We start from the raw sequence: 16,964 nt of genomic DNA, 5'->3' as shown, positions 1-16,964 counted from the left end.
GTTCGGTGATTAGCGCAGCTTGGTAGCGCACCTGGTTTGGGACCAGGGGGTCAGAGGTTCGAATCCTCTATCACCGACCACTTATTCGAAAAGCCTGCTCATTGAGCAGGCTTTTTTCGTTTCTGACGTTGCACTTCTTCCCGCTTTGATTTATCCATTGATATTTCCTTCATGTTAAAGAACTAATTCATATCATTTATTTGCGCCGACTTCACAGTTCTTATTCACCTTGATACGACAGCTGGTCATTTATCCGTTTTACCTCTCAAACTCTCAATTTGGCTATTTCCCTGCGTAGGTGAATATGCTTTTATAACCATTCACTATATTTCTAAGGGATAGAAATCAGGGGCACTTGGGGAGCTAGTAGGGGGAGTTATGGATGGGATACTCGAGACAGAGCAAAGAGAATTAGGGGCGAATACAGTGATATCATCACTGCTAAAAACAGCTGGAGGTATGACCGGGATCTCGGCAATATTACAGCAAAGTAAATTTGAATCATTGTTACTCAGCGTGCAATTGGCTGATGATAATCTTAATGACGTCGATTTACTTTCGCGTATATTAGGTGTTGAACCATTAATTTCAGAGCAAGAGCATGGTCAGAAAGTTTAAAGTAAGTAGGTAAAGCCCATTCTTCGGTAATGGGCTTTTTTTTGTCTGCCTTTTTATTCTCTTGGTAAAATCTACTTTTAAGCAATTATTGATTATCACCTTACGACGACACTGATATAATCTCGCACCTCATTAATTCACTAACGGATCGTCGCGTGACTGAAATCAGTTTTTACCAACAAATTTATCCTATCATTGTAATGATGCCGATTGCGGCCGCGTGTTTTTTAGCCTTGGTATTATCAAAAGGCGAAGTATGTCCTGGCCAGCGAAAACGTATTACCGAAAATATGATCTCAATTTGGGCGGTATTGGCGTTAGGCCTGATGATTGGTATTGAAGTTTATGCGACAACGTTAACTTTGGTTATCGGTGGTGTCGCAGTATTTATTGGTATAATGCAAAATCTAATTCAATCTCGCTTAGAAGGTAAACGGGCAATACCAACTACCTGGTTACGTTTGCCTATCGCACTGGCTGTTATTACTGGGTTATTAGTATTGTGGCAGCAACAGCAACCGTTATTACTGCTCGAATCGGTATTGTTGGGGGCGGTATTTGCACATGTCATATTATTGCGCGCAAAGCATCGCTTACAGGCATTTAATGTTATTTTACCTATCGTTGGTATCGCTACTAGTGTATTGCTGATGATAGGCCTGCTGGTTGTTGCTAGCATGCATACAGGGTCAAGCAATATGGTTTTGATCCAAGAGTTTGTGATTTACCGTGCGATTATCTTATTGCTGGCGTTAGCTGTGTGGACTATCCCACTTTATACTAAGCAAGAGTACACCCCAAACATGGTGTCACTGACAACGGTATTGCTATTGTTTTCTGAAGTGATTGGCATGGGTGTCATTGCGGCATTTTAAGTTCACAAGACAGCCTATGAACATAAGCATAAAGCCACTGATGACAGTGGCTTTATGCTATTTAGATTACTGTACGATAGGTATTATGGTGTTACTGGCACTGCTGGTGTCTGCCAAGCTTTAGTTGCCCATAATGGTACTGTTGATAACGAGTGTTTATAGCTGCCATTTATCTCTTTGGTCGAGTACGACACATACAATAAACTTTGGCTATCGGCATCATATATACGACGTATTTTTAGCGATTTAAATAAGATGCTCTTCGATTGTTTAAAGATCACTTCACCACCTTTAGAGGTATCAACCGACGCTAACATCGCAGCCGTGATCTCACCTGTTTGGCGACATGCAATGCCCATATCAGACGGATCAGAAAAATCTAAATCAGCTTCAATATGACTAACGTGGCAAGTAACACCGGGTACTTTGGGGTCTATAAAAGTATTGATTTTAATATCTTTAGTGGTGAATAAACCCAAGCTTATTTTACCAGATTCATCATCACTACAACCACTTAACGCAACGCTGCTGACAAGTAATGTAAATAAACTGAGCTTTTTAAAATTAACTGACAATGGCTTTAACATCGATGCATTCCTATTGCGGTTTGGTGTTTGATAGTACAGATTAATACGGTTCGATAAATGAGGAAAGCAATAACATCGGTTTGTTATTACCTTCCATCTTTTATTTTTTTATTGATAACAACCAGAGTTGGTTATTCGATTGTGCTTAGGATTAACGGCGGTATAAGCTGTGATCAGTAAATTCTTTAGTAGACTGACACTCTAAGCATAAACGCGACTCAGCGCGTGCTTGTAGGCGTTTAATTGATATTTCATCACCACAGCTATCGCAATAACCGTATTCACCACATTCGATACGACGTAGTGCTTTAACGATTTTTTTAATGTGCAGTTTATCGTGATCGATACGGTTTAGTTCAAGACGGTGTGCCTCTTCCATCGCAGCACGATCAATTTCATCGGCCATCTCGTTACTGTCCGAGATCACAACGTTGGTTGATTGGTTTTCGATGCGTGCTAAGATCTCTTGTTGCTCTGTTTCTAGTTTCTCTTTGAAATAGGCAACTTGGCCTTCATTCATAAAATCGCTCATATATATTACCTATTTCGTATTCGGATTATAATTGATTAGCATAATCGACATTTTGATTGTCCATAATATAGGGTTGTTGACCCTACTTTGGCAAAAAATAACTGAAAATTACAAATTGGGGTATTTTGTCTCGTTTCAAGGGGGATGACGAATTAATCCGTATAATTTTACCTGAAATGTGCTTTGATTATGATTATCCTTAGTAGATTAGTTTTAATCTTAACCATGTTAGGCTAACATCACCATTTATTTTCGCATCGTTTACGGTGATATTTAGGGACAAATTTAATGAAAGCGATAACGGTTCACCGCCCGACATTAAAGATCATTTGGAAGCTACTCGTTATCCTATTTTTTCCTCTGACGATCTGGTTATACAGTGTCATTAGCGATACGCCTTTTAGCACGATTGACTCTGGTGCGAATTATCATAAGTGGATCATCTTTTTTCTCTATCTCGGCTGCCTGGCTATTTGGTTGTACCTTGATAGTGCATTATCTAACCGTTCTTTTTTCCGTAGTTAACCAACCTGATGAGTATAACTATTTTGTTTCCTGTATTACCTTATATTATCGCGACGTGTGTTGCTATTGTTTGTGCGCTAATGGCGATGCGTAAAAGCCTGCTAGCAACGTTGTCGGTGCAAACCTTAAACCATGACGTTGAGCTGTTAGAGCAGCAGTTAGATAACCTCAATTATGCACATGATCAGTTACAGCAAGAGCATGAAAGCAACAAGTTAAAATTGGAATCTCAAAACAACCAGCTGATTAAATTAATGTCACGATTGCGTGAAAGCGATATTCGCTTACAGACCGAGCGTCAAGCCAGTGAAGAAAAGTTAGCGTTGCAATCCCAGTCAGAACAGCGCTTACAGCAACAATTTGAAAACCTAGCCAATAAGATTTTTGATAGTAAAACCGACAATTTCAAAGAACTAAATAAGTCTAGTGTGGAATTACTGTTGTCGCCATTAAAAACCCAACTCGAGGGCTTTAAGCAACAAGTTCAAGATGTTTACTCCAATGAAGCGAAAGAGCGCCACAGCTTGCAGTCTGAAGTCGCACGGTTACAACAAGTGTATCTGCTGATGTCGAGTGAAACTGCCAACCTGACCAAAGCGCTGAAAGGGGATAACAAGCAACAAGGCAATTGGGGGGAGGTCATTCTCGCGCGGATCTTATCGGAGTCAGGATTACGTGAAGGCCATGAATACGATGTGCAAGTGAGTTTGAACAACGAGCATGGAAAACGTTTTCAGCCCGATGTGATTGTACATTTGCCGCAAGATAAAGATGTGGTAGTGGATTCTAAGGTGTCATTAACGGCCTATGAGCGTTTCTTTAATGCAGATGATGACATTACACGAAAACAAGCATTACAAGAGCATGTGAGTTCTGTGCGTAGCCATATTCGCGAGTTAGGGCGTAAGGATTATCATTTATTACAAGGCTTGAAAACGTTGGACTATGTGCTGATGTTTGTTGCTGTTGAACCAGCATTTCTTGCTGCGTTAGAAGCTGACCCGAGTTTAATGAAATTTGCATTGGATAATAATATTATGCTGGTGAGCCCGACTAACTTACTTATTGCCTTACGCACCATTGATAATTTATGGCGCTATGAACGGCAGAATCAGAATGCGCAATTAATCGCTGAACGTGCGGGTAAGATCTACGAGAAATTACGTTTATTTAGTCACGATATGCAAGACGTTGGCTCAGCGTTGGGCAAAGCCCAAGATAGCTACGATTCGGCGATGAAACGGTTAAGTTCGGGTAAGGGGAATTTAATTAAACAAGCCCAGCAATTTGTTGATTTAGGAGTGGAAGTTAAAAAACCATTACCGCTAGAATTGGTTGAAAAGAGCAATGCTCACCACGTCGAGTGATGAGCCGGTTTAATGTGTTATTGAGTGCGTTATTTTAACCTTTCCAAAATGCTGGGGTGACGAGTACTAATACGGTCATGATCTCTAATCGTCCCATCAGCATACCTAAGCTTAGCGCCCATTTTGCGCTATCAGGTAAGCTCGCAAAGTTACCTGATGGACCAATGACAGGACCTAATCCTGGACCAACATTTGCGACGGCGGTAATAGCGCCGGTGATACTAGTGATAGGGTCTAATCCTATCACGCTTAATAATGCAGCCAGTATCGCAATGGTGGCAATAAATGCACTCGCGAAGGCCACTACGGAGCGGACAATGACATCATTTACATTGCGGCCGTTATAGTGCTGTCTAAATACCCCTGATGGATGCACGAGCTGTGACATTTGCTTGCGAAATAAAGTAAACGCGATCTGAAAACGGAAGATCTTGATACCGCCTGACGTCGATCCCGAACAAGCACCGGTGAACATTAAACCTGCGAATAGTACGGTGGTCAACTCCCCCCAAGAACCGAAGTCGGTTAAGCCAAACCCTGTGGTTGTCACTATGGAAACGATATTAAACATACTGATTCGTATTGCATCGGTTAGATCAAAGACATCTTTTTGCCACAGATAAAGCGACATTATTAATGTCATGATAACGACTAATTTAGCAAACCCGATTATTTGCGCATCCTTGAGTAATATTTTTATATTGCGGCGATGGATGGCGCTGATTAAGAGTAAAAATGGCAGGCCGCCTAAGAACATAAAGAAGGTGCCGTTCCATTGCGCTATATTAGAAAAGTGCGCCATCGATTGATCGGAGGTCGAGTAACCGCCCGTCGACAGCGTGGTCATCGCATGATTGATGGCCTCGAAGCTTGTCATCCCTGCGGCCAAATAACCGAAGTAACACAGTATCGTTAGGCTTAAATACACATACATCACGTAGGCCGCGGTATGCTGTGTTTTAGCGGTATTTTTGTCTGACCAATCGGATGATTCGGTCTGGAATAAACGCATGCCACCGACATTTAAGTAAGGTAATACAGCAACGCCCATCACCACAAAGCCAACGCCGCCTAACCATTGTAGAATTGAACGCCATAACAATACGCTATGTGCGGTGCTATCTAAGTTCGACAATACGGTTGAACCTGTGGTGGTGATACCTGACATGGTTTCGAAATACGCATCGGTATAGCTAATGTGCTGGATCAGCATCAATGGCAGAGCGGCAAAGGCGGACGCAATTATCCAGACACAGGTGGTCAGCAAAAACATTTCGCGGATACCTAGTTTGAATTCTTTTGAGCGACCTTTATGCCAAAATAAACCGGATGCAATGGTGGTGATTATGATGGATTTAAAGAATTCGGGCACACCATGGCCATCGGTATATACCGCTAATACCAATGGTGCGATCATAAATAAGGCAAGGGCGCGTAATACCACGCTTGCCATGAACAATATGGGTTTTAAATTAACCATGAAACAAGCTTCTGTACGTGTTTATAAGAAAAATGGACTAGGTTGGAAAAGCTTCTCTACATCAGGGATGAACTTTTTATCAACTAGGAACATCACCACGTGATCATCTTGTTCAATCACTGTTTTATCATGGGCAATTAATACGGCATCATTACGCACAATAGCACCAATCGTAGTGCCTACTGGTAATTTCAAGCTGCCGACTGCGCGGCCAACCACACGCGATGTTAATTTATCACCGTGGGCAATAGCTTCAATTGCCTCTGCAGCGCCACGACGTAATGAGTATACATTGGCGATATCGGCACGGCGTACATGTGTTAATAACGCCGAAATAGTTGCTTGTTGTGGTGAGATGGCAATATCGATAGTTCCGCCTTGCACGAGATCCACATATGCGCCACGCTGAATCAGCACCATGGCTTTCTTCGCGCCCATGCGTTTAGCTAACATAGCCGACATGATGTTTGCTTCATCATCATTGGTCACGGCAATAAATACATCGGTCTGATCAATATGTTCTTCATTAAGCAGTTCTTGATCCGATGCATCACCACAGAACACGATCGTGTTGTTAAGCATTTCTGATAATTGCTCTGCACGAGTTATATTGCGCTCGATGAGTTTGACCGAGTAATCACGTTCTAAACGACTTGCTAAGGCCGCTCCGATGTTACCGCCGCCAGCAATAATAATACGACGATAAGGTTTCTCGAGTTTTTGTAGCTCACTCATTACCGCGCGGATATTATTACTTGCCGATACAAAGAAAACTTCATCATCGGCTTCAATAATAGTAGTGCCGAGTGGACGAATTGGCTTACCTTGGCGGAAAATAGCCGCGACTCGCGCTTCAACATTAGGCATGTGTTCACGTAATGCTGCCAATGCATTACCAACCAGCGGACCACCGTAATAGGCTTTTAATGCCACCAGTCCGACTTTGTTATTGGCAAAGTTGACTACTTGTAGCGCGCCAGGGTAATCGATTAGACGTTTAATATAATCGGTAACCAGTTGCTCTGGAGCAATTAAATGATCGACTGCAATCGCACCATTATGGAATAAAGTTTCTTTGTGATTTAGATAAGATTCGTTTCTGATCCGCGCTATTTTATTTGGGGTATTAAAGAGGGTATAAGCCACCTGACAGGCGATCATATTTGTCTCGTCATCGTTGGTTACTGCCACAAGCATATCGGCATCTTGAGCGCCTGCTTCACGCAGTACGTCTGGATTTGCCCCATGACCTTCAACAACACGTAAATCAAATTTATCTTGTAAGTTTCTTAGGCTGTTGCCATCGCGGTCGATAATGGTAATGTCATTATTCTCACCTACTAAGTTTTCAGCTAGTGTGCCGCCGACCTGGCCTGCACCGATAATGATAATTTTCATTTAACCTCGCACCAAATAAAATTGTCGTGATCTGTTTTGATAACGCTATTCTAAGCTAAAGTTGAATAACGGCAATAGTTTATAGCCAATTGATGTTGATTCATCAACTGGCTATAAAGACTATACGGTTAGGCTTTTTTTTGTAACTTAGCGTAGAAGAAGCCATCCATACCTTGCGTATTCGGTAGGATCTGCCAGCTAAATGCTTGATCATCACTGTCTGCATTTAGTGGCACCAATACGGCATCTGAAGTGCGTGCTACAAATTGACTAATCTGTTCACTGTTTTCTGCCGGTAAAATCGAGCATGTTGCGTATAGCAGTGTGCCACCTGGTTTGAGCTGCTGCCACATCGCATCTAAGATTTCCGATTGCAGTTGTACTAACGGGGCTATATCACTGTCGCGGCGTAACCATTTAATATCTGGGTGACGACGAATTACCCCGGTCGCACTACATGGTGCGTCTAATAAAATACGGTCAAACTTATCACCTTTCCACCAATCTTCTGGCTTGCTGGCATCACCATGAATGAGCTCTGCTTCTAATTGCATACGGGTTAAATTTTCTTGTACACGTGATAAACGTGCCGCATCAAAGTCGACAGCAACTAAGTGTTTCAATGCTGGCTGACGTTCTAAAATGTGAGCGGTTTTACCACCGGGTGCAGCACAAGCATCAAGAACCAGTTCACCTGGTTGCGCATCTAAGAATTGCGCGGCAAATTGTGCTGCGCCATCTTGTACTGAGCTATGGCCTTCAGCAAAACCGGCAAGCTTGTAAACATCGGTCGGCTTTTCTAAGCGTAATGCTGAATCAGCACTTTCAACGATATCAGCTACAATCTCGTCAGTTGCAAGTAATGCTTGGTAGTCAGCACGGTTATGATGTTGTTGATTAACGCGGATCCACATTGGTGGACGTTCGTTGTTAGCCATTAATACATCTTGCCATTGTTTTGGATAAGCTGCTTTAATACGCTTAATTAGCCAACCCGGGTGGCCAAATTTACACGCATCGTTACCATCTGCTAGGACTTCTAGATCTTCTTGTTGGCGCTGATAGTTACGTAAAATCGCATTGACTAAACCACTTAATTTAGGTGATTTTAATACTTTAATTGCGTTTACTGTTTCAGCTACAGCGGCATGTGCTGGGATACGCATGTATTTTAATTGGTAGATGCCCACTAAAATTAAGAAATGGACAGGTCTTTGCTTACCAATTAATGGTTTGCTCATCAGTTGACGACTAATAAACTCAAGGCGCGGCAACCAGCGCAGTACGCCGTAACAGATCTCCTGTAGTAAAGCACGATCCTTGGCAGGTAATAATTGCTGTGCAATCGGTAAGGCTGTCGTCAATGACTGGCCTCTATCAACTACTTGGTAAAGTACTTTTGCAGCGCTAGCTCTGGTTTTCATGTATGTATATCCGCAGTAGAACCGTTTAACATTGCTAAACGGTTATAAATATTAAATAGAATTAAGTAATTGACCGACAGTAAACCACTCTTTACGAGCGTTTAATATGTCTTGCACTGGCATCGCTTTCTTACCAGCAAGTTGCATGTTTAATAACGTTAGCACACCATTGCCTGTTGCGACTTGAATGCCTTGTTTGGTTGCTGCTATTACAGTACCAGGTTGTGCATCCGTTACTTCGTCGCTAACGCTTGTTTGCCAAATTTTAACATTTTGTTCGGCAATTTGGGTGTAGCTTACTGGCCAAGGGTTAAAAGCACGTACTTGACGTTCGATCTCGACCGCTGATTGGCTCCAATCGATGTTAGCTTCTTCTTTACTTAGCTTGGAGGCATAGTTAGCTTGCTCATCATTTTGCACTTCAGCTACCGCAGTACCGTTACTGATTTTCGCCAATGTTTCTAATAAGCCTTGTGGGCCCAGTTCTGCTAGTTTGTCATATAAACTGGCACTGGTTTCATCATCTGCAATCGGGCATGTCACTTTATGTAGCATCGCGCCAGTATCAAGACCTAAGTCCATTTGCATAATCGTAACGCCTGTTTCGGCATCGCCAGCCCAAATAGAGCGTTGGATTGGTGCCGCACCACGCCATCTTGGTAATAATGAACCATGTACGTTAATACAACCTAAGCGTGGTGTATCAAGTACGACTTGCGGCAGAATTAAACCGTAAGCGACAACCACCATTAGGTCGGCATTTAACGCGGCTAATTGTTGTTGCGCTTCTTCGTTGCGCAAACTAACGGGTTGGAATACAGGGATGTCATGGCTAACTGCAAGCTGCTTTACATCACTTGGTTTTAGCTTTTTGCCACGTCCAGCAGGGCGATCGGGTTGGCTATATACGGCGATCACTTCATGCTCTGAATTTATTAATGCAGAAAGGTGTTTTGCGGCAAAATCAGGGGTGCCAGCAAAAATAATGCGTAATGATTTAGTCAAGGTTAATTCCTATTTTGTATTCTTATTTATTTTGACGTGCTAGCTTTTCTAGCTTTTTCCGAATTCTTTGCTGTTTTAGCGGTGATAGGTAGTCAATAAAGAGTTTGCCGTTTAGGTGATCTAATTCATGCTGTAAACAAATGGCTAATAAATCATGGGCTTCTAGTGTAAACTCATTTCCGTCACGGTCTAGTGCTGTCACTATCACGCTTTCTGCGCGCGGTACAAAAGCTCGTGATTCTGGTACCGATAGGCAGCCTTCTTCAATTCCTGTATCGCCGGATTTTTCGGTAATCACCGGATTGATAAGGACGAGGGGTTTATTACGTGTTCCTGACACATCGATAACGACAATACGTTGCAAAATATTGACTTGTACAGCAGCCAAACCGATGCCTTCTTCGGCATACATGGTCTCGAGCATGTTATCGATGATGGTGTGTGTCGCTGTTGTGATGTCCTGCACAGGTTGAGCAATCATTCTTAATCGATCATCAGGAAAATGTAAAACTTCTAATATAGCCATGGTACTTTCTTATTTTGAATGGATTCAAATAACGCTTAATTTTGACGTAAAACGTTACAATAATCACTATAAATATAAGCGTTCAAACAACAATTAGGAAAGGATATGTCCATAAAACGTCGTTTGATCTTTGCTTTGGCTGCTATTTTACCCTTTTTAGCGCATGCTGATAGCTTAAACTTAAAAAACCAATACCCCACCGAATACACAGTTAAAGAAGGTGACACCCTTTGGGATATTTCCAGTAAATATTTGCAAAGCCCCTGGTTGTGGCCCCAGTTGTGGGATGCGAACCCTGAACTTGATGATCCGCATCTTATCTACCCTGGCGATAAACTACAATTAATCTTTGTTGATGGTCAGCCTAGATTGGTTCGTAACCAAATGCGTAAGCGTATTATAAAAGTTTCTCCTCAAGCCCGATCTGAATTAAAAGGTAACCGTGCGATCCCGACCGTCCCACTAAAATTGGTTAATTCTTTTTTAAGTCGAGATTATGTTGCGACCGATGATAAGTTACAGCAAGCGCCGGTTATTTTAGGTAATAATGATGGCAATACGACCTTTCTGGTCGGCCACAATATTTTTGCGTCGAGTTCTCTAAAACCGGGTCAATATGGCATCTATCGTCATGGTCGTACTTATATCGATCCTGTTACCAACGAAAAGCTGGGTAATGAAGTTGAATTTATTGCCATTGCCCGAGTGGTTAATACGGGTACTGCAACGATCCCAGCCAAATTAGCTATTTTAAAAAGTGCCAAAGAAGCACGCAAAGGTGATCGATTAATACCCATGCCAGAACAAGAACGTTTACCGGTTTATTTTCAGCCTCGTAGTTTTCAGCTGGCCAGTGACGGGGTGATAGTTGCCGCGGATGAAAAACACAGTGCTATTGGTAAAAGTGATGTGGTGATCATCAATCGAGGTTGGCGAGATAGCGTTGGTGCTGGTGATGTATTTGCGGTATTAAAACGCGGTAAAACCATTATTCGTGATGAACAAGCGCTTAATTTTAATTATGACGATCAAGTTAATCAGTACGATAAACTATTTTCGGATAAAAATGAGCTACAGCTCCCAGATGAGCGTATCGGAGAAATGATGGTGTTCAAAGTTTATGACAAAGTTAGTCTTGCACTGATCACTCGTAGCTCACAAGTGATTAAACTTAACGATAAGGTAAGCAACTTGTGAGATAAATAATGGTTAATGAGCAAGATAAGTATTGGTTAGCGTTATACGAAGTGCCGAAAATTGGCGGCAGTAGGGCGCTAAAATTATTGCAAAAAACCTCATTAATTAAATTATTTACCAGTACTGCGCAGTATCTACAATCGCTTGGTTTAGATATCGCGCAGCAACAGGCTTTTCTTTACCCGGATTGGCACGAAATAGAGAAATCATTACAGTGGCTTGCCGCTGAAGATGATCGTTATCTTGTACCTATCACCGCCAATCATTATCCGTTAGCATTAAAAAATATTGCATCTCCACCACTGCTGTTGTACGTCGAAGGTAATGTTGAATTGTTATCCAAACCGCAAATTGCCATGGTCGGCACTCGTGCGCCGAGTTATTACGGTAAAAGACACGCCCACAGTTTTGCGACAGAATTAGTACAAGTCGGACTCGTTATTACCAGCGGTCTCGCGATTGGAATCGACAGTGAATGCCATCGCAGTGTATTAGCTAGTAAAGGGGAAACGATAGCGGTATTAGGCACTGGTCTGGCAAATATTTATCCTAAGCAACATTTGAAATTAGCCCAGAAAATTCGACAACAAGGTGCTTTGGTTTCTGAATTTAGTCCTTTTACCCAGGCAAGACCGGAACATTTCCCCCGCCGTAATCGTATCGTTAGTGGTCTATCTCTGGGCGTTGTCGTGATTGAAGCCGCCTTAAACAGTGGCTCATTGATTTCAGCTCGCTATGCGTTAGAGCAAGGTCGAGAGGTGTTTGCATTGCCGGGGGCAATTGATAACCCGATGGCCGCAGGTTGTCATCATTTAATTCAACAGGGCGCTAAATTAATCACTGAAAGTAGTGATATTACAGACGAACTCACATATATAAATGTACGTACGAATTTTGAGCAAACAGACCTGTTCAACTCTGATCCCGATACTGTTTCATTGCCAAATCAAATTATCTTAGATAGTGTCGGTTATGAAGTAACGACAGCAGACCTAATTGCTGAGCGCAGCCAACAACCTGTTAGTCAAGTATTAACGAGTTTAATCGAACTCGAACTTGATAACTGGATCAATGCTGTGCCTGGTGGTTATGTGAGATCGCAACGGAGGGGCTAATGCTTGATATACTTATTTATCTTTTCGAAAACTTTTATGAACAAAATGAATCTGAGTTTTTAGTTGATCGAGATAACTTACTCGGCGAGTTAATTCAGGCTGGTTTTGCCGAGGCTGAGATCCATAAAGCAATTACATGGATTGAGAACTTAGTCGAGTTGCGTGATGGTGGGGTGCAAACTCACCTACAAGTTTCTAGTGTTAGTTCTATGCGTATTTATACAGAAGCAGAACAATACTATATCAATACCGAATGCCGTGGTTTTCTGCTCTTTTTAGAACATATTACTGTGCTTAATATTGAGACGAGAGAAATGGCTATCGCACGATTGGTTGAACTAGAAAATACCAATTTAGATCTTGAGGATGTTAAATGGGTTATTTTAATGGTGTTGTTTAACGTGCCAAACGGTGAAAAAGCCTATCTACAAATGGAAGAATTAGTGGATGCAAAAGCACACCGCTACTTGCATTAAAACACCAGATAATTGTGAGGGGGCGATTTAAATAGCATTAATTACTGGCATAATATGTCAGTTTTGCTAATATTCGTCCATCTAATTATTCACTTAAAAATTGTTCAAATGTCTAAAAATGACGACAAACTATTTACAGTACATGAACATGCTTTGGAAAAAGAATACGAGACGTGCCCGCAATGTGGCTCCGAGTTAAGTATTAAAAATGCCAAGGCTGGGCCTTTTTTAGGTTGTAATAATTATCCAACTTGTGATTATTCACGTCCATTATCAAATCAATCTCATTTCGAAAATGACAAAACCCTTGTTGGTTCAGAGTGTCCAGAGTGCCAGCATGAGCTTGCATTGAAACGTGGCCGTTATGGCTTTTTTATCGGTTGCACCCAATTTCCCTCGTGCAATTATATGTCAAAAACAGAAACACCAGATGAGACCGGAATCGGTTGTCCACAGTGTAAATCGGGTGAGCTCCTGCAGAAAAAATCACGTTTTGGCAAGATATTTTATTCTTGTAATAAATACCCTAAGTGTAAATATATTATTAATTTCAAACCTGTTTCTGAAACATGTCCCGAGTGTAACTGGGCCATCTTAGTAGAAAAGAAAACCAGTAATGGAAAACAACTTATTTGTCCGCAGAAAAGCTGTGGCTATAAGCGTGCTTTATTAGAATAGTGGTTAACACTATCGATTAATTTAACTAATTAAAAATAACTCATACGGAAAGGGAATAATTATGTCTACACAATTTGTTGCAGTATTAATGGGCTCAGATTCAGATTTACCTGTCATGCAGGCGACACTGAACGTACTTAAATCATTTGAAATTAAGTATGAAGTGAAAGTAACTTCTGCTCACCGTACTCCAGCAGCGACACACCAGTATGTGACGGATGCTGAAAGCCGCGGTTGTGCTGTATTTATTTGTGCCGCAGGTCTAGCTGCACATTTAGCTGGCGCAGTAGCAGGTATTACGACTCATCCTGTTATTGGCGTGCCAATTGACGCAGGCCCGTTACAAGGTATGGATGCGTTATTATCAACAGTGCAAATGCCTGGTGGTGTACCTGTTGCTTCAGTAGCGATTGGTAGCGCTGGCGCTAAAAATGCAGGTTACCTTGCTGCACAAATGCTAGCTATCGGCAATCCAGAAATGGCTGCTAAAGTAAAAGCTGAACGTCAAGCTAATGCAGAAAGCATTATTGCTAAAGACGCTGCATTACAAGCTAAGTTAAAAGCACTATAATAAATTAAGCTTATAACTGTTGTTATAGACTAAGAAATGGTAGCGTAAGCTACCATTTTTACTTTATGACTATTAATAATAGATATATTATTGTGAATAATTTAACCACTATTAGCAACGCAGTTGCAGCGTTACGAAATCAGCAAGTTATTGCTTATCCAACTGAAGCTGTATTTGGCTTGGGTTGTGATCCCATGAATGAAAAAGCGGTACGCCGATTATTAGCCATCAAACAACGCCCGATTGAAAAAGGTCTAATCTTAATTGCTGCTAATTTAATGCAGCTAGATGCTTATGTTGATTTGAGCAAATTAACAGCTCAGCAAATTGACAATATTAATCAGACTTGGCCTGGCCCTACAACTTGGGTTATGCCCGCTAAAGCACAAGTGCCTAAATGGTTAACCGGACAATTTGATAGCATTGCGGTACGTGTTTCTGCTCACCCGACGGTACAACAATTATGCCTGGCTTTTGGCGGTCCAATTACCTCAACCAGTGCTAATTTAACGGGACTTGCTCCGTGCGTAACCGCAGGGGAAGTGACTCAACAGCTCGGGCCGCTACTTGGCGCGATTATTGATGAAGCCGTAGGTGTACTGGCACAACCAACCTCGATCATCGATGCCGTGACAGGTCAAATCTACCGTTAAGCATTTTTATCCTGCTAATTTCTATTGACCATAATAGGCAGAACGTTGTTTACTAGGTGCTTCTTTATCTATCTCATTTAGGAGTTGTGCAGTATGGATCGTTATGCCGTATTTGGTAATCCAATAAACCACAGTAAATCACCGATGATCCATTCCTTATTTGCACAGCAAACAGCACAGCAATTGAGTTATCAGGCAATAGAAGCACCCATTGATGGCTTTGCTCAAGCAATGGCTGATTTTTTTTCACAAGGTGGTAAGGGTTGCAATATCACGGTTCCTTTTAAAGAGGAGGCATTTTCAGTTGCGCAGCAACTAACACCGAGAGCGAAATTGGCTGGTGCAGTGAATACATTGTTACTTGCTGATGATGGTCATGTCATTGGTGATAATACCGATGGTTTTGGCCTTGTACATGATTTGCAGCAATACATGCAACTTGCTAATAAAAGGATCTTGCTACTAGGAGCTGGCGGCGCTGCTCGTGGTGTGATTGGCCCATTACTAGCGCAGGGTATACAAGAACTGGTGATTGCCAATCGAACGTATAGCAAAGCACAGATGTTAGCGACACTGTTTGATGATAAAGGTAATGTTAACGCTTGTCTTTTTGCTGAATTAGCGGGTGATTTTGATCTTATTATTAATTCTACATCAGCCAGTCTGTCTGGTTTAGTCCCACCTATTTCACCAACACTTATTAATAGACATACGATTTGTTATGACATGATGTATAAAGCTAATGAAACCGCCTTTAATTTATGGGCAATGGAGCATGGCGCTGAGTTAGTTATTGATGGCTTGGGGATGTTAGTTGGACAAGCGGCGGAAAGTTTTAAAGTATGGCGTGGTATTACCCCCGATATGTTGCCAGTGCTCACTGCATTAAGAAAAACGCTTAAATAGTATAAGATGATAACCCTCTAGCGCGACTAGAGGGGAAGCGTCATATGCTGGTTTGTCCGGCACTATTTATTGAGTTACTGACTATCGGCAATATATTCATTCTTCAGGATAACGTAGTTATCGGCGGATAGTTTTAGAAATGCGATTTCCGCATCCGTTAATGGTCTTGCCTGCTTTGCTGGGCTGCCTATATAAAGGTAGCCACTTTTTAATACTTTTCTTGGTGGCACTAAGGTACCCGCACCGATCATGACATCATCTTCAACAATCGCTCCGTCTAGCACAATGGCGCCCATACCGATTAATACACGATCTCCAATAGTACAAGCGTGTAATAAGGCTTTATGACCGACGGTAACATCTTCACCAATAAGTAGTGGAATACCATTTGGGTTGGCTGGGCTTTTTCGGGTGACATGTAATACGCAACCATCTTGTACATTCGTACGTGCACCAATAGAAATCTTATTTACATCGCCACGTGCAGCAACAAGTGGCCATATACTCGCATCTTGCTTTATTGTTATATCTCCGATTAGCACTGCTGACTTATCTATATAGGCAGAGCCAGCTATTTGCGGTGTTATTCCTTGGTATTCTCGAAGTGAAGAGCTCATTGTTGTCCTTATATAATCATAAATGTTAGTCAAACGCTCAAATAGCATAGTAAACAACCAAGCGTGATAGCGCTATATTATTTTCTTAAAAATGACTTGCCTGTAAAAGTTATATCCCTATAATAGCGCCTCACTGACACGGCAACAGCCGCTAAGTTAAGGTGTTTAAAAATAGCTTAGGTTACTTTTTGAACTACCTGAGTTAAGCATGAATATGTGCTTGACTTAAAAATCGGTTAGCGTAATATGCGCAGCCTGACTACGACGCAAGACGTCAAGGTCAATGCTCTTTAACAATTTATTCAAGCAATCTGTGTGAGCACTTGCAGAGATATAATGACCAAAAATTATATCAATGTAATTGTGAACATTAAATTAAATCGAAAGATTTGGTTTTATAAACAATGAGACTTC

Annotated in this window: 19 protein-coding genes and 1 tRNA gene; 12 read left to right on the top strand and 8 right to left on the bottom strand. The window is 41.7% G+C overall.

The genetic code is table 11. The features are described from left to right. The first annotated feature begins 3 nt into the window (after positions 1-3). The 3 genes from QNK26_RS01140 (at position 4) to QNK26_RS01130 (ending at position 1,493) form a co-directional block, all read left to right on the top strand. Positions 4-80 (top strand) — tRNA-Pro (locus QNK26_RS01140). 298 nt (positions 81-378) lie between these two features. Continuing rightward, positions 379-618: a hypothetical protein gene (locus QNK26_RS01135; RefSeq protein ID WP_319220426.1), complete on the top strand. Its 240-nt coding sequence runs from the start codon at positions 379-381 to the stop codon at positions 616-618. Positions 619-773: 155 nt separating this feature from the next. Next, entirely contained in the window at positions 774-1,493 is a 720-nt protein-coding gene (locus QNK26_RS01130) for a hypothetical protein (protein WP_319220425.1), read from the top strand. A gap of 83 nt (positions 1,494-1,576) precedes the next feature. Here the strand turns inward: QNK26_RS01130 and QNK26_RS01125 are convergent, their stop codons facing one another. Together QNK26_RS01125 and QNK26_RS01120 are read right to left on the bottom strand one after the other, a co-directional pair. Then, entirely contained in the window at positions 1,577-2,080 is a 504-nt protein-coding gene (locus QNK26_RS01125) for a CreA family protein (protein WP_319220424.1), read from the bottom strand. Positions 2,081-2,231: 151 nt separating this feature from the next. Then, positions 2,232-2,612 carry a TraR/DksA family transcriptional regulator gene (locus QNK26_RS01120; RefSeq protein WP_319220423.1) on the bottom strand — a complete coding sequence of 127 codons (381 nt, stop codon included), beginning with the start codon at positions 2,610-2,612 and terminating at the stop codon, positions 2,232-2,234. 288 nt (positions 2,613-2,900) lie between these two features. On the opposite strand from QNK26_RS01120, the gene QNK26_RS01115 reads away from it, so the two are divergent. Further along, a complete protein-coding gene (locus QNK26_RS01115; protein WP_319220422.1) occupies positions 2,901-3,137 on the top strand; it encodes a hypothetical protein in 237 nt (78 codons plus the stop codon). An 8-nt stretch (positions 3,138-3,145) separates the two neighbouring features. After that, a complete protein-coding gene (rmuC, locus tag QNK26_RS01110; RefSeq protein WP_319220421.1) occupies positions 3,146-4,504 on the top strand; it encodes a DNA recombination protein RmuC in 1,359 nt (452 codons plus the stop codon). Between the two features lie 34 nt (positions 4,505-4,538). On the opposite strand, the gene QNK26_RS01105 is transcribed toward rmuC, so the two are convergent. The 5 genes from QNK26_RS01105 to def form a co-directional block, all read right to left on the bottom strand. Then, complete coding sequence (locus tag QNK26_RS01105; RefSeq protein WP_319220420.1) at positions 4,539-5,984, bottom strand: TrkH family potassium uptake protein; 1,446 nt, start codon at positions 5,982-5,984, stop codon at positions 4,539-4,541. Between the two features lie 21 nt (positions 5,985-6,005). After that, positions 6,006-7,382: a Trk system potassium transporter TrkA gene (gene trkA, locus QNK26_RS01100; protein ID WP_319220419.1), complete on the bottom strand. Its 1,377-nt coding sequence runs from the start codon at positions 7,380-7,382 to the stop codon at positions 6,006-6,008. Between the two features lie 128 nt (positions 7,383-7,510). After that, positions 7,511-8,806: a 16S rRNA (cytosine(967)-C(5))-methyltransferase RsmB gene (gene rsmB, locus QNK26_RS01095; RefSeq protein WP_319220418.1), complete on the bottom strand. Its 1,296-nt coding sequence runs from the start codon at positions 8,804-8,806 to the stop codon at positions 7,511-7,513. A 51-nt stretch (positions 8,807-8,857) separates the two neighbouring features. Next, positions 8,858-9,811, bottom strand: coding sequence for a methionyl-tRNA formyltransferase (fmt, locus tag QNK26_RS01090; RefSeq protein WP_319220417.1), 954 nt, complete (start codon positions 9,809-9,811; stop codon positions 8,858-8,860). Between the two features lie 22 nt (positions 9,812-9,833). Then, the gene (gene def / locus QNK26_RS01085) at positions 9,834-10,337 is read right to left on the bottom strand and encodes a peptide deformylase (protein WP_319220416.1); all 504 of its coding nucleotides are present in this window, start codon (positions 10,335-10,337) and stop codon (positions 9,834-9,836) included. A gap of 105 nt (positions 10,338-10,442) precedes the next feature. On the opposite strand from def, the gene QNK26_RS01080 reads away from it, so the two are divergent. The 7 genes from QNK26_RS01080 to aroE all read left to right on the top strand — a co-directional run bounded on the left by QNK26_RS01080 (position 10,443) and on the right by aroE (position 15,933). After that, positions 10,443-11,534 carry a LysM domain-containing protein gene (locus QNK26_RS01080; RefSeq protein WP_319220415.1) on the top strand — a complete coding sequence of 364 codons (1,092 nt, stop codon included), beginning with the start codon at positions 10,443-10,445 and terminating at the stop codon, positions 11,532-11,534. An 8-nt stretch (positions 11,535-11,542) separates the two neighbouring features. Then, positions 11,543-12,649, top strand: a complete 1,107-nt coding sequence (dprA, locus tag QNK26_RS01075) for a DNA-processing protein DprA (RefSeq protein ID WP_319220414.1) — start codon at positions 11,543-11,545, stop codon at positions 12,647-12,649. Continuing rightward, entirely contained in the window at positions 12,649-13,125 is a 477-nt protein-coding gene (locus tag QNK26_RS01070) for a DUF494 family protein (RefSeq protein WP_319220413.1), read from the top strand. The genes dprA and QNK26_RS01070 overlap by 1 nt, the downstream gene beginning before the upstream one ends. Positions 13,126-13,233: 108 nt before the next feature. Next, positions 13,234-13,803, top strand: coding sequence for a topoisomerase DNA-binding C4 zinc finger domain-containing protein (locus tag QNK26_RS01065; RefSeq protein WP_319220412.1), 570 nt, complete (start codon positions 13,234-13,236; stop codon positions 13,801-13,803). Between the two features lie 61 nt (positions 13,804-13,864). After that, positions 13,865-14,374, top strand: coding sequence for a 5-(carboxyamino)imidazole ribonucleotide mutase (gene purE / locus QNK26_RS01060; protein ID WP_319220411.1), 510 nt, complete (start codon positions 13,865-13,867; stop codon positions 14,372-14,374). A 65-nt stretch (positions 14,375-14,439) separates the two neighbouring features. Then, positions 14,440-15,027: an L-threonylcarbamoyladenylate synthase gene (locus QNK26_RS01055; protein WP_319220410.1), complete on the top strand. Its 588-nt coding sequence runs from the start codon at positions 14,440-14,442 to the stop codon at positions 15,025-15,027. Between the two features lie 93 nt (positions 15,028-15,120). Then, the gene (gene aroE / locus QNK26_RS01050) at positions 15,121-15,933 is read left to right on the top strand and encodes a shikimate dehydrogenase (RefSeq protein ID WP_319220409.1); all 813 of its coding nucleotides are present in this window, start codon (positions 15,121-15,123) and stop codon (positions 15,931-15,933) included. A gap of 74 nt (positions 15,934-16,007) precedes the next feature. On the opposite strand, the gene QNK26_RS01045 is transcribed toward aroE, so the two are convergent. Continuing rightward, positions 16,008-16,550, bottom strand: a complete 543-nt coding sequence (locus tag QNK26_RS01045; protein WP_319220408.1) for a gamma carbonic anhydrase family protein — start codon at positions 16,548-16,550, stop codon at positions 16,008-16,010. Positions 16,551-16,964 lie beyond the last annotated feature (414 nt).

This window comes from Moritella sp., assembly GCF_033791185.1.
Taxonomy (GTDB): domain Bacteria; phylum Pseudomonadota; class Gammaproteobacteria; order Enterobacterales; family Moritellaceae; genus Moritella.
The sequence above is the reverse complement of the archived record's forward strand: the minus strand, read 5'-3'. Positions and strand labels throughout refer to the sequence as shown.

Bases quoted from the DNA above. Each gene is read 5' to 3' on its own strand.
- QNK26_RS01105 (WP_319220420.1), bottom strand. From the start codon at position 5,984: ATGGTTAATTTAAAACCCATATTGTTCATGGCAAGCGTGGTATTACGC.
- QNK26_RS01065 (WP_319220412.1), top strand. From the start codon at position 13,234: ATGTCTAAAAATGACGACAAACTATTTACAGTACATGAACATGCTTTG.
- purE (WP_319220411.1), top strand. From the start codon at position 13,865: ATGTCTACACAATTTGTTGCAGTATTAATGGGCTCAGATTCAGATTTA.
- QNK26_RS01115 (WP_319220422.1), top strand. From the start codon at position 2,901: ATGAAAGCGATAACGGTTCACCGCCCGACATTAAAGATCATTTGGAAG.
- QNK26_RS01135 (WP_319220426.1), top strand. From the start codon at position 379: ATGGATGGGATACTCGAGACAGAGCAAAGAGAATTAGGGGCGAATACA.
- rsmB (WP_319220418.1), bottom strand. From the start codon at position 8,806: ATGAAAACCAGAGCTAGCGCTGCAAAAGTACTTTACCAAGTAGTTGAT.
- QNK26_RS01055 (WP_319220410.1), top strand. From the start codon at position 14,440: ATGACTATTAATAATAGATATATTATTGTGAATAATTTAACCACTATT.
- trkA (WP_319220419.1), bottom strand. From the start codon at position 7,382: ATGAAAATTATCATTATCGGTGCAGGCCAGGTCGGCGGCACACTAGCT.
- rmuC (WP_319220421.1), top strand. From the start codon at position 3,146: ATGAGTATAACTATTTTGTTTCCTGTATTACCTTATATTATCGCGACG.
- QNK26_RS01120 (WP_319220423.1), bottom strand. From the start codon at position 2,612: ATGAGCGATTTTATGAATGAAGGCCAAGTTGCCTATTTCAAAGAGAAA.
- QNK26_RS01045 (WP_319220408.1), bottom strand. From the start codon at position 16,550: ATGAGCTCTTCACTTCGAGAATACCAAGGAATAACACCGCAAATAGCT.
- def (WP_319220416.1), bottom strand. From the start codon at position 10,337: ATGGCTATATTAGAAGTTTTACATTTTCCTGATGATCGATTAAGAATG.
- aroE (WP_319220409.1), top strand. From the start codon at position 15,121: ATGGATCGTTATGCCGTATTTGGTAATCCAATAAACCACAGTAAATCA.
- QNK26_RS01080 (WP_319220415.1), top strand. From the start codon at position 10,443: ATGTCCATAAAACGTCGTTTGATCTTTGCTTTGGCTGCTATTTTACCC.
- dprA (WP_319220414.1), top strand. From the start codon at position 11,543: ATGGTTAATGAGCAAGATAAGTATTGGTTAGCGTTATACGAAGTGCCG.
- QNK26_RS01070 (WP_319220413.1), top strand. From the start codon at position 12,649: ATGCTTGATATACTTATTTATCTTTTCGAAAACTTTTATGAACAAAAT.
- QNK26_RS01125 (WP_319220424.1), bottom strand. From the start codon at position 2,080: ATGTTAAAGCCATTGTCAGTTAATTTTAAAAAGCTCAGTTTATTTACA.